This is a genomic window from Pseudonocardia oceani, assembly GCF_019263585.2.
In the GTDB taxonomy this organism is placed as follows: domain Bacteria; phylum Actinomycetota; class Actinomycetes; order Mycobacteriales; family Pseudonocardiaceae; genus Pseudonocardia; species Pseudonocardia oceani.
The window spans coordinates 4849968-4862209 of record NZ_JADQDF010000001.1 but is presented as its reverse complement, the minus strand read 5'-3'; the positions used below and the strand labels follow the sequence as shown (position 1 = coordinate 4862209).

The window sequence follows — 12242 nt, the reverse complement described above, 5'->3', positions numbered from 1 at the left end:
GCACTACCGCGCGAGGAGCTCGTCGATCTGGTTGATCGCGGACGTCGAGCCCTCGACGACGCCCATGTCGAGCACCTGCTGCAGCCCCTCGGCGGAGGCGTAGGTGGCGGTGTAGGTGGCGCGGGTGCCGCCGTCGGCCGGCACGAAGCGGTACTCGTTGCGCGACACGGGCATGGCCGTGTTGGGTGAGAAGTCCTCGTGGGCGAACCCGTCCTCGAAGGCGAAACCGGTCGGCTCGTCGACGGAGACGATGTTCCAGTACCCGGCGAACTTCTCCCCCTCCGGGCTGGTCATGAAGTAGGTGACCCGACCGCCGGGGCGCAGGTCGTGGTCGACGAACGTGGCCGGGTAGGTCGGCGGCCCCCACACCCGCTCGAGCTGCCGCGGGTCGGCGTAGACCTGCCAGACGCGCTCGACCGGTGCCGCGAACTCCGCGACGATCGTCAGGGTCAGGGTGTCCATGTCGTGCGAGACGTCGGTGACGGGCATGTCAGCTCTCCTGGGCGTTGTCGGTGGCGATCAGTTCGTCGATGCGGGCGATGCGGCCGCGCCAGACCTGCTCCAGCTCGGTGAGCATCGAGCCCACCGACCGCACGGCCGCCACGTCACCGCTGGCCAGCTGCTCGCGGCCGTTGCGCCGCTTGGTGAGCAGACCCGCCTTCTCGAGCACGGCGACGTGCTTCTGCACCGCGGCGAAGCTCATGTCGTAGCGCGCCGCGAGCGCGGAGACCGAGTGCTCCCCGGCCAGCACGCGGCGCATGATGTCGCGCCTCGTCCGGTCGGCGAGGGCGTGGAACAGGGCGTCGGCCCGGTCCTCGTCGTCCTCGGTCATACCACCAATATACAACTGATTGGTTGTACGTCAACCCGTCTCTACGACTTCGGCTCCTCCGACACGACGGTCCCGGGCACCACGAAGACGTTGCTGCCGAGCACCGGGAACACCGACATGGCGTAGGTCGCGATCGTCCGGCAGCCCAGGCCGTCGATCGTCGCCCCGATCGGGCCGCCCACCAGCGGGACGAGCTTGGACAGGTTGACGACGCCCTTCTCCCCCGCCTTCGTCACGAGGCGGTACCCGACCTTCTTGTTGAGCTCGATCAGCACCTTCCCGGGCAGCCTGTTCAGCGCGGCCGCGGTCGACTTCTTGCCGATCTCGACGCCCGCCTTCTTGAGCGTCGCCGCACCGGCGCTGCCGAGCAGGGAGATGAGGATGGCGCTGTGCACCTCCTCGGTCCGGACGTCGTAGCCCCGCAGGTGCGCGATGCCGGCGGACATGCGGGTGGCGACGACGTAGAGGCCCGCCATGGCGGCCGGAACGCTCACCGGCAGCGTCGCGATCCCCCCGAGCCCGGTGACGAACCCGGACCCGGCCGCTAACCGCACGTGCGTCGCGATCAGGCGCCGGACCGCCTCCTCGCGGTCGCCGCCCGCCGCGATCAGGTGCTCGTCAGCCACCTCGACGGCGCCCTTCATCGGGCCGCCGCCACTGATCCCGAACTCGATGAGGCGGTCGACCAACCGCTCACCGGCTGCGTTCACATCCTTCATACCCACTGCAGAGCCTCTCCGTCACCATGCCGCGCTGCCCGACCCGCCCCCGCTCAGTCCCGCGCCATGAACACCTTCCGCGCGGCCGCGTGCTCGGGCGTCGAGACGTAGGCCTGGCCGACCGAGAGCTGTTCGAGGGCCTCTGCGACGTCCTGCCCGGTCCTGCCGCGCAGGAATCCGGCCACCGTCCGGCTCTGGGGGTAGTTGCAGCGGAACGCCACCTTGGTGCCGGCGTTGCCCAGGACGTCCTTGTGGAAGTCGTCGACGCCCTGGCTCGCCACCACCACGGCCACGCCGTACTTGCGACCCTCCTTCATGATCTTCGGAAGGGTCACGTCACGGGCGAGGCGGTGGGCCTCGTCGAGCACCACCGCGAGCCGCAGCTGCGAGGTCTGCCCCCACCGGAACATCTCGCGGTAGACCTTGCGCAGTACGAACGCGCCGGCCGCCCGTTGGACCTGCTCCATCAGCCCGTGGACGTCGAGCACGACACCCTGCCGGAGCAGGTCGCCGAAGCCGCTGCCGGTGGCCGGATCGACGAACAGCCCGAAGTCGCTCAGGGGCCGTAGCCGCGCGGCGACGTTGCGGCTGCGACCCGTCGCCTCGGCCGAGCTGACGGCGGCGGCGAGCTCGTCCATCGTCGGCCAGTCGTCGGGTCGGGACGGGCGCGGGAAGCCGTGCTGCTCGAAGATGCCGCGCACGCCCTCGTAGACGGTGTTGCGCTGGATCTCCCCGAGGCCGCAGACGTACCCGATCACCTCCGCCAGCTCCCAGGCCGCCTCCCGGTAGCGGCCGGGCTCGTCGATCTCGAACGGCGATATCGGCAGGCCCTCGGAGGCGTCGAGCACCGCGGCACCGCCGGCGGGAGCGGCGGCCATGTCGCCGTGGAAGTCGATGACCAGAGCCGGCAGCCCCTGTTCGGCGAAGGAGTTGAGGATCCGACGGGTCGTCACCGACTTGCCCTGGCCCGGGATCCCCAGGACGAACAGGTGCGGGCTTCCCGACGTGCTGATGCGCCACGGCACATCGGCCGCGTGCGCGTCCTGACCGAGCGAGACCTCGACGACCTGCGGCAGCTCGCGTGGTGCCGCGAGCTCAGGGGCTGCGGGCGGCGCCGGCTCCGCCGGGTGGGTCTGAACCGCGGTGAGCTCCGCCGTCGACTCCGCGACGGCGGGCGGGCCGACCGAAGCGGATGCGACGATCGGGACCGGTCGCACCGGCTCGACCACGGTCGGCTCGACGACGGTCGGCCCGTCGTCCGCGGCGGCTGCCGGCTCGACCGGTGCCGCGGCCGGGCGTGGCCGCGGGGACGGACGCGGGCGGGGTGAGGGCCTCGGCGGCCTGGGCTCCTCGACCAGCGGAGCGGGCGGGGCCTCCGGTGCCCACGTCGGCTGGGGCGCTGCGGCAGCCCGCCGCGAGACGAACCCGGCGTCGCCGAGGTCGCCCGCGGTCAGCACGTCGATCCGGACGCCGCGGTGCTCGGCAGGGAACCCCGCCTTGCCGCCCAGGCTGACGACGTAGCCGCGACGCCCGATCTCCGGGACGAGCGCGCCGTCCTCGACCTTCTCGATCATGCGCTCCACCTCGCCGCGCCTGCGGTCGTCGAGCAGGCCCATGGCGAGGGCTCGGTCGGCGTGGTGGCGCAGGATGCCGCCGAGCCGGGCGCGCTGGAGCTCCGCGTCGATGCGCGGCGGGTCGGCGCGGAAGAACGTGTCGTGCAGCATCGTGACGGTCGAGTCGAGCTGGTCGACGATGTCGTCGACCAGCGCCGCCGGCAGTGCGGCCGCGCGCCGCGACTTCACCTCGACGCACTCCATCCGCATCGTGCGGGCGGTGGTGCGGACCAGTATCACGTCGCAGCGCCGCACCCCGGCGTCGCCGCGGGTGTCGCCGAAGACCTCCTGGTGGGCGTCGACCGGTACCACGAGACAACCGTCCAGCTCACCCCGACGACGCAGGTGGGCGATCAGCGCTGCGAGGCTGACGGCCTCGGTCGCCAGGCTGGAGCGCCCGACCAGGCGCAGCGCGAGGCGACCGGAGACGACCTGCAGGTGGTCGAGCACGGTGCGCACCGAGCCGTCGACGGCCGACAGGTCGAGCCCCGTCATCGCGTCGGCGAGCAGTCGCTGGACGTCCCCGCGGTGCGTCGTCGTGACCGTGAGGCGCGGTCCCAACCCCTCCAGAAAGTCGGGCGCGTAGTCGAGGATGTAGGGCGCCCCATCCCCCGCGGCGGACGCGAACAGGTCGATCCCCAGGTTGCGGTCCAGAGTGATCACCCAGTCGGCCCGCTCGTGCGCCGCCCGCAGCGTCGCGAGCTCCTCGGCGCCGAGCCGCGCCGTCAGGGCCAGCGGACCGCCCGGGTAGCCGAGTGCCACGGCCAGAGCGGCTTGGTAGCTCCGATGGGCGTCGACGGCGTCGGCGGCACCGTCGCGGTTGCGAGAGCGCACCGCGGGCGCGGTGCGCCAGACGGGTGTCGCGCTCGCCACGCGCTGGGTCTGGGCCGGCGTCAGCAGGTTGCGGAAGGACGCGGCCGCGTCCGGGACCGCCACGGCGGCGACCCCGGCCGCGTCCTCGGCCTGGGTGAGGGCCAGGTCGGCGACGACTCCCACGTGCGCCGCGGCGTGATCGGCGGCCAGGCGGTCGTGGGAGCGGACGGTCAGCCCGAGCGGCGGGGTGAGGTGCGAGCGGGCACCCCGCACCTGCTGGGCGGACACCGCCTGCTGCAGGTCGGTGAGCGCGGGGACCGGATCGGTGAAGGAGGGGCGGCGGCTGTAGGCCGTGAGCTCCAGGCGGGCGGGTGCCGCGGCCGGCTCGTCGTCGCCCTCGGGCTCACGCAGGACCGACTCGTCGAGCGCCCGCGCCAGGAGCTCCCCCGACCCGACGTTGTAGGCGAGGATCCGGAGAGCGTCCTGGCCGGGGTTGGCCGCGCGGTACGCGGCGATGCGCTCGGCGACGGTCGAGGGAGGCAGGTCCGGCGGGACGTCGCGGCGGTCGAGCCCGAGCACCTCGAACACCGCCTGCACCGCCGCACCCGGTTCGGCCTCGGCCGGGTGCAGGTAGACGCCGGTACCGAGCGTGGCCTCCCGCACGTAGACGAACGGGGAGCCGTCGACGCCGTACATCGCGAAGGGCAGGTTCGCCGGGGTGACCCGACGGGTGAGCCGCGGATCGACCGACTGCCGGCGCTTCGCGCGGGAACGCCCGAGCGTCGACAGCTCCCCCGCCCAGCGCGTCAGGGTGGCGTCGTACTCCGCGGTCCACGCCAGCCGTAGCGGCTGCAGGGGCAGCGCGATCATCGCGGCGATGGGGTCGTGCCCGACGGTGTCGACGCTGAGCCGGACCGTGTCGAGAGTGAGCAGCGCTCCCCGGGTGGCCTCGTCCGGAGCCGAGTCGAGCGCCCGCCGATAGGCCTGGCAGTAGGCGAGCACCTCCTGGCGCAGCTCGTCGTCCCAGACCAGGGTCTCCACCGCGTGCCGGGGCCGGCGGGCGTCGAGGCGCTCGAACAGGCGTCGGCGGCGCTCGGCGAAGGCGGGCGGGAGCGGACCGGGCAGGGGCTCCAGCGCGTCCGGCTCCAGCACCTCGCCGAGCCGTCCGTCGGCCTCCCAGGCGACGGCCCGCCCGCGACTCTGGAGCAGCTTGTCCTGCAGGCTGACCAGCGCCGGGCTGAGCGCGAGCAGCGCGGTGCGGCGCCCGCCCAGCCGCAGCGAGAACGCGCCGCCGCTCCAGCCGGGGGCGTCCTCGCGCAGGTCGTCCTGGCCTTCCAGGGCGGCGTCGAGGCGGGCCTGCGCGAGCGACGGCGTCGACGCCCGGCGGGTCGGACCGCCGATCGGGTCCTCCTCCCACCGCACGCCGAACTGCTGGCTCTCGTCGACGGCCTCGCTGCGGTCGCGCAGCAGCACGGGCTGCCCGTGCTCGCCGATCGGGGTCAGCCGCACCACCAGGAGGGCGCCGTCGACGAGGTCCTCCTCGGACAGGTCGAGCCGGACGGTCGCGCGGCGCTTGTCGCCCTTGACCGTCTGGCGGGCCACCGGCTCGTCGTCGCCGTCGCGGAGGTCCGCGGGGGGCAGCGCCTCCAGCAGCCACCGATCGACCGCTGCGGTCTTCGGCGGGTCGGTGCGCCACACCACCGTGACCGTGCCCGGCGCCTGCGGCCCGGTCTCGACGAACGGCAGATCACCGGGGTTCTCCTGGTTCAGCCGCGTCCCGGTGCGCAGCGTGCCGTCCTCCTTCAGGAACGGGTCGATCCGCACGCTGCCGATGTCGGCGATCACCCGGTCGGTGAGGGGCCACCGGTCGAACGTCAGGTCGTGCGGGGGCTCGGCCAGCGGAGCCGCCCACGAGGGCGGGTCGGAGAGGTCGACGTCCGGGCGCGAGAGGTAGCGCGCGATGCGGTCGCGGATGTCGCCCTCCTGCAGCTCCGCGACCGTCAGCCGGTCGCCGACGGAGGCGACCGCGCGGCTCGGGCGTGAGACCGCCCGGGCGCAGGCGGCGTTGCGGGACAGGCGCGTGAGCAGGTCGGAGCCGCCGAGGTCGGGCACCAGCCCGACCATCCACAGCGACGCGCCGACGCCCTCCCAGGTCGGGTCGGCGACGACCGCGGCCACGTACCGCGCCCACGCCTCCACCGGTCGAGTCCGCCCGAGCTCCCGCGCGACCTGGCGCACCCCGGCCTGCACGTCGGCGTCGGCGAGGGTCAGGACGAGCTGGTCGGCGGCCGCGGACAGCAGGTGCGTGACGTCGATCCGGGCGAAGCTGTTGTCGAGCGAGCTGGCGGCCGAGCCGCTGCCCACGGGCACCATCAGGACGAGCTGGCGCTCCTTGCGGTTGCGCAGCTCGACGGCCCGCTCGGCGGGGATCGACACCGCGCCGTCGTCGGCGCCGGGTTGCTCGACGAGGACGTGGACGTCCGCGACCCCGTCGGGAAGCAGGTTGCGCAGCGTCTGCGCGAGACGGGCGGCGTCGCCCCGGCGGATGCTGTCGATCCGCACGCAGTGGCCCGCTCCGTGGTCGCGCAACGCGTCGCCCACCCGGCTCGCGATGGCGTCGAGGACCAGGTCGGGCAGGGCGGCGGTAAGCGTGTCGGGCATCAGGCGTCTCCGAGGGGGTGGCGGACGATCTGCACGGAGAAGTCGTCGGACAGGCTGTCGAAGCAGCCGAGCAGCTGCAGCCGCTGGGTGAACGCCTCCCGGTTGGCGGTGGCGGCCTCGCGGGCCTCCGCACCATCGAGGAACGAGGGCGGCCGGTCGATGAGGATCCCGAAGCGGTGCGCGAGCGCGTCGAGGACCTCGCGCAGCGACATCGTCGCGCGGCTGGTCTTCCCGTCGGGCCGCACGAAGACGGCGAGCAGCAGGGCGGTGAGCAGTTCGTCGCCCGGGGCGTAGCGCCACGACCGCCGACTACGGACCGTTCCCCGCAGGAGCCCGTACGGCTTCTCGAGGCCGCCGACCGACCAGAACCACGCCACGGCGTTCCGGACGGCCTTCGCCTGGTTCACGTGCTCCAGGACGTCGAGCAGCTTGTCGAGCTCGGGCTCGTCGGACGCCTGGACCCGCCGGAGGAACTCCAGCTCCGTGTCCGAAGCGTCGCCGGAGCCCTCGGCGTCGGCGATCAGGTCATCGATCCGGCCCTCGGCGTAGGACTCGACACGTCTGTGCTCCCGCAGCATCGCCAGCTGCACCAGGCGCCCCGGGCGCGACAGCGCCTCGCGCCGCTCCTGCTCACCGGGGATCCGCGGCAGCGCCTGCTCGACCACGACCAGCGTCATGCGGTCGCGGAAGGCCAGCCGGACGCGGTCGAGGTCGCGCTCGACACAGCGCCGCGACAGGCGGTCGGACTCCGAGCCGAGGTCTCCGGTGAAGTCGCAGTACAGCTCCAGAGGAGACGCCGGTGCCGGCCCGTCCACCAGATCGGCGGGCGGGCGGCCGTTGCGGAGCAGTTCCCTGGCCGCCGCGTCGGCGCGCAGGCTGAACGTGAACAGGCCCAGCGCCATGAGGGCCGCGAAGCTGGACATCAGGGCAGGGACGGGCAGCCGCTCGCCGTAGGTGCGCAGGTGCGCGAGCAGTATCGCGCCGAGGTCGCCGGACACCCCCGGCAGCGGGCTGTCCGGTGCGACCGCGTCCACCTCCCGGGCGTCACCCATGCCGAAGCCCTCGACGAACCGGAACGCCAGCAGGGCCCCGATGTCGAGCCGGGAGGCGTCCTCCAGGCGCGGCTCCCACGTCGGGCCCGGTCCGATGGCCAGTCCCCGGCCGATGGTGCGCGTGACGAGCGCGCGCAGCTCCGCGGTGGCGTTCGCCGACGACTCCGAGCCGATGGCCCCGAGCAGCAGCCGGTAGACGACGTCGTCGATACCCCGGTGGCGCGTTCGCTCCTTCGGCAGGCCCGCGCGGTACGCCGCCAGCGTCAGGGGTGCGACGGCCAGCATCTGCTCACCGGTCTTCGCCCGGCCGACCGCGCCCATGTCGACCACGCAGGAACGGAGCCACCCGTCGAGCAGCGCCTCGGAGCGCGCGTCGTCGAAACCCGTCACCGTGCCGCTCTCCAGGAGAGCTCGCTTGTAGCCCTCGTAGTCGCGCGCGTCGGTGCGTGACCTACTCGACCGGCCCCCCTTCACACACATCTCGAACAGCTGCGGGAGCACGCGGTCGGTGTCGGTGTCGAGCAGGGAGAACACCGTCAGCGGCCGGTACTGGTAGGTCCGCAGGGGGGTGGGCAGCGTGATCGTCATCGGTGCGCTCCCGCCACGATGTGGCCGGCGTCGGTCGCGGTCGCCGTGACCCAGGAGCCCGCTCCGTCGACGATGCGGACCGTGCGTGCGGGTTGCAGGCGCAGGCGGTCCCCGAAGCCCTGGATCTCCTGCCGGAGGGCGGCCGAGGCGCTGTCCCCCATGACCTCGCCGTCGGCCGAGCGCAGCAGCAGCTCCGCGGTGTCGAGGGTGATCCGCAAGCGCGCTCCCGACGGTGCGTGGTGCAGCTCGAGCCGATCGGGGAAGGACTCGACGTACGGCGCGGCGGTGGTCGCGCTGACGAGCCGGAACTCGGTCGCGGGCAGCTCCTTCACCACGACGATCGACCGCACGGCGGGATCGTCGAAGACCCTGTCACGCAGCGCGAGGTGGCCTTCGTCGCGGTACCCGACGAACGCGAGTACGCGCGACACGCCTAGCAGGATCCGCGACAGCCCCGCGTCCGGGTCCTGCAGCGTGTCGAGGAACAGCTCGAGGTGCCGGTAGCTGCGCACCTCGTGACGCGCGGTCGGCACGCTCCACGAACCGAAGAACAGCGCGCGCTTGAGGTGGGTCATCGTCTCGGTGTCCAGGCTCGCGAGATCCGGCACGAGGTCACGCCGGTCGCGGGCGGCGCGCGCCACCGCCGGTGCCGGCAGCTGCGCGGGATCCAGCTCCGACCACTCCTGGACCAGGTAGTCGCCGCTGCTCGCGTCGAAGGCGAGATCGAACGCCTGGCGCCCGATCCCGGGGTCGAGGCCCTGCTCCACCTCGTCGTGGACGTCGTCGCAGGAGAGGTCGCCGGTGACCAGCCAGCCGAACGCCGAGCGGACGTCGCGCACGGTGGCCCGGCGACGCCTGCGCAGGTGGCTGGTGAGCAGGAGCTCCGAGACCGCCCGACGCGCCTGCCCGGCGCGCAGCAGCTCGGCGTTGCGCCGGATCGGGCAGACCTTCCGCGCCTCGCAGCCCTCGCACACCTCCCAGCGGTGCAGGACGGTGAGGGAGGACAGCACGTTGGCGCCCAGCGCGGGGCCGTTGAGGTCGGGCAGGGCGAGCGCACGGCGCTTGAGGTCCACGAGGACGATCCGGGCGCCGGTCTCCACCTCGCCTCCGAGGCGCTGCCGGTCGAGGGCCGCCGTGATCTCCGGGTACCGGTCGGCGTGGTCGAGGCAGAACTGCGCGATGCGTCCGTCGTTGGCGGCGAGCAGGACCGTCCGCAGCGCGGGGTCATCGCCCTCGCCGGGGTCGAGGGCCTGGCACATCAGGTCGTCGGAGGTCAGCTCCCCGTGCGACTCGGAGGCGTCGTACACCGCTGCGTACGTCCGGCCGTCCAGGCGTCGACGCCAGCCTGCCGCGTCGGCGTGCACCACGACGGCGCCGGCCTTGTCGAGCGCGGCCCCGACCTTGACGAGGAACGAGGTCTTGCCGTCGCCGGGATTGCCCGACAGGACAACGACGTCGAGCCTCCCCGCGAGGATCGCCGGAAGCAGCTCGCTGTCGAGTCGCGTCGCCACGTAGGTGTCGTGCGCGAAGTCGTCGTCGAGACCGCGGTTGCCGGCGTTGCCGATGCCGCTGTGCCGGTACAGCCCCCGCAGGGCGGCGACCGTCGGGTTGACCACGCGGCGCCCGGGCGCCACCACGATGTCACTGACGCGCTGCAGCTCGTCGGCGAAGCTCCGCGCGTCGCCGGGCCGGGCCACCGGATTCGCCTCGACCGCGCGGTACAGGGAGTCCAGCAGGGCCCGGCCGTAGCGCTCGACCTGAGCGGCCGTCGGCGGCACGAGCGTCCGCCGCTCGTCGATGCCGGGCCCGGCGTACGGGAGCCGGCCGAGCATCGCGTGCAGCACCGATGCGGCGGCGCTGTAGATGTCCGCCGACGGCGACCACTGGCGCCGCGACCACACCTCCGGGGCCGTGAAGGGCGGCGAGCCGACGGCCGACTGCGCGGCCTCGGCCCGTGAGGCGAGGCCGAAGTCGATCAGCACGGCGTGCCCGTCGTCGCGGACGATGATGTTGTTCGGGCTGACGTCGCGGTGGTAGATGGAGCGGTCGTGGGCGTCCGCGAGCCCGCGCAGCACGTCGACCGCGATGCGCCGGGCCTGCTCCCGGTCGAGCTCGGGACGCCCGGTCGTCAGCTCGTGCAGGGTCTCCCCCGGCACGTACTCCTGCACCAGCACGCCGGGCTCGGGCAGGGCGAGCCGGTCGTGCATGCGGGCGCAGAAGAAGCTCCGCAGCATGTTGGCGTGGTCGTACTCGGCCTTGACCTGCTCCGGGGCGACGCGGCCGGGACGCAGGTGCTTCACCGTGCGGTGCTCGTCGAGGTTCTCGTCGTAGGCCAGCCACGTCACGGCCCAGGCACCCTCCCCGAGCTGGCGCACCAGGCGGTAGCGCCCACCCAGGAGCGCGCCGGGCGCGATGACCTCCTCGCGTCGCGGCGGCGGCGCGGGCACGGGCCTGCGCGGTGCCGTGGCCTCAGCCGCCTCCGCAGCGGTGTACGCCGCACCCGGCTCCCGCGTCAGGCACCGCACGAGGACGGACCCGACCGTCGGGTACTCGCGGGCCCGCTCGAGCGCCTGCCGGTGGTCGGGCTGGTCGGTGACGTCGCCGTGGAGCCACTGCACGAGGCACAGGGCCAGGCTGTACAGGTCGTCGGCCGGGGTGAACATCTCCAGGGTCGCGCCGGGAGCGCGGAACGCGGCCGAGGGGTGGTCGTCGTCGAGGTCGGGTGCGACGGTCGCCGCCGACGGCAGGTGGGCGCGGCCGAAGTCGCGGAACCGCACGCGGTCGGCGTCGGTCACCTCGACGCTGAGCAGTCGCAGCGCGCGGTGGGTGATGCCGAGCCGGTGGACCTCGGCGAGCGCACGGAATGCGTCGTGGACGACGGCGACACCGATGTCGGGCGTGACGCGTCCGCGGTCGTCCACCGGCGAGCGCCGCGACGCCACGAGCTTGCGCAGGCTGGTGCCGTCGGTGGGCACGACCACGGGCGTGACCACGTACCCGTTCCACTCGAACCAGCCCTGCACCCGCCACGCCCGGTCGACCGAGGCGAGAGCCGCCAGCGCGTCGTGCTCCCGGGTGGCGAGCAGGTGCGCCCGCACGGGGTCCGACGCCGCGGCGACCGGCACGCAGATGAGGTCGACGAGTTCGTTCGCCGGGTTGCGGGTGCGGTAGACCACCGCGTCACCCCGGCTCATCGGCCGGCCCTCGACCCGGTACTGGAAGATCTGCGACGGCGGCTCTCCGGCCGGCCGGGCCCGCAGTCCGAGCAGGTGGTCCATCAGGTTCCGGCGCAGCGGCGCCATCGACTCCGGGCACGTCGCGTCGAGCCGCTGCAGCGCCTGGGCCGCGTCGGCGAGGCGCAGGACGACGTCGTCGCCCAGGTCCTCGGCGCCGTCCAGACGCAGGTGGTCGTGCGAGAGCACGACGTGACCGCGCACGATCCGGTGGCCCCGCGCGAACCGGCTCTCCGCCTCGCGCCACCCCGTCACGCGCTTCTTGATGTTGCCGGCGAGCACCCGGGTCGCGTGCTGCACCTGGCTGTTGGGGCTGTGCCGGCGTTCGCCGTTGACGAACCAGGCGACGTCCCCCGCGACGATGTGCGGGCCCCAGGACTTCTCCTCGCAGACGTACACCGCCCGCGGCCCGACGACGACCAGGTCAAGGTCGACGGTGCCCATGCCGTCCGGGACATCGCGCCCGGCCACGATGTCCCAGGTGTCCGGCAGTTCGTCGCGCAGCCGCCGCGCCGTCTTCTCCTCGCCGGGACCGTGCCAGTCACCGAGAACATGCAGGCGTGCCAAGTCGTCCCCCCGTTCACACCGATGCCACAGCCGAAGCTGCTCAGGCGAACGGGTGACCCCGATCACCTGGCTGCGGTTGCGACTCACCGTATCCGGACGAGTCCGGACCGCTGATGGCGCCATCCGTTGGGGTGACGCCACCCCTCCGGCATCGGCCCGGAAGA

6 protein-coding genes are annotated in these 12242 nt (G+C 73.5%); all 6 read right to left on the bottom strand.

Annotation, left to right across the window (positions count from 1 at the left end; all coding sequences use genetic code 11):
• Positions 1-3: 3 nt before the first annotated feature.
• Genes I4I82_RS24310 through I4I82_RS24285 form a run of 6 tightly spaced genes read right to left on the bottom strand, consistent with a single transcriptional unit; the run spans position 4 to position 12078 of the window.
• Complete coding sequence (locus I4I82_RS24310; RefSeq protein WP_218590841.1) at positions 4-489, bottom strand: SRPBCC family protein; 486 nt, start codon at positions 487-489, stop codon at positions 4-6.
• 1 nt (position 490) lies between these two features.
• On the bottom strand, positions 491-832 hold the full coding sequence (locus I4I82_RS24305) for an ArsR/SmtB family transcription factor (protein ID WP_218590840.1): 342 nt from the start codon (positions 830-832) through the stop codon (positions 491-493).
• Positions 833-873: 41 nt separating this feature from the next.
• Positions 874-1551: an EcsC family protein gene (locus tag I4I82_RS24300; RefSeq protein ID WP_218590839.1), complete on the bottom strand. Its 678-nt coding sequence runs from the start codon at positions 1549-1551 to the stop codon at positions 874-876.
• 53 nt (positions 1552-1604) lie between these two features.
• On the bottom strand, positions 1605-6638 hold the full coding sequence (locus I4I82_RS24295; RefSeq protein WP_218590838.1) for a helicase HerA domain-containing protein: 5034 nt from the start codon (positions 6636-6638) through the stop codon (positions 1605-1607).
• Positions 6638-8278, bottom strand: a complete 1641-nt coding sequence (gene mads7 / locus I4I82_RS24290; protein WP_218590837.1) for a methylation-associated defense system protein MAD7 — start codon at positions 8276-8278, stop codon at positions 6638-6640. Before mads7 ends, I4I82_RS24295 begins: the two co-directional genes overlap by 1 nt.
• The gene (locus tag I4I82_RS24285; RefSeq protein WP_218590836.1) at positions 8275-12078 is read right to left on the bottom strand and encodes a protein kinase domain-containing protein; all 3804 of its coding nucleotides are present in this window, start codon (positions 12076-12078) and stop codon (positions 8275-8277) included. Before I4I82_RS24285 ends, mads7 begins: the two co-directional genes overlap by 4 nt.
• Between the last annotated feature and the right edge of the window lie 164 nt (positions 12079-12242).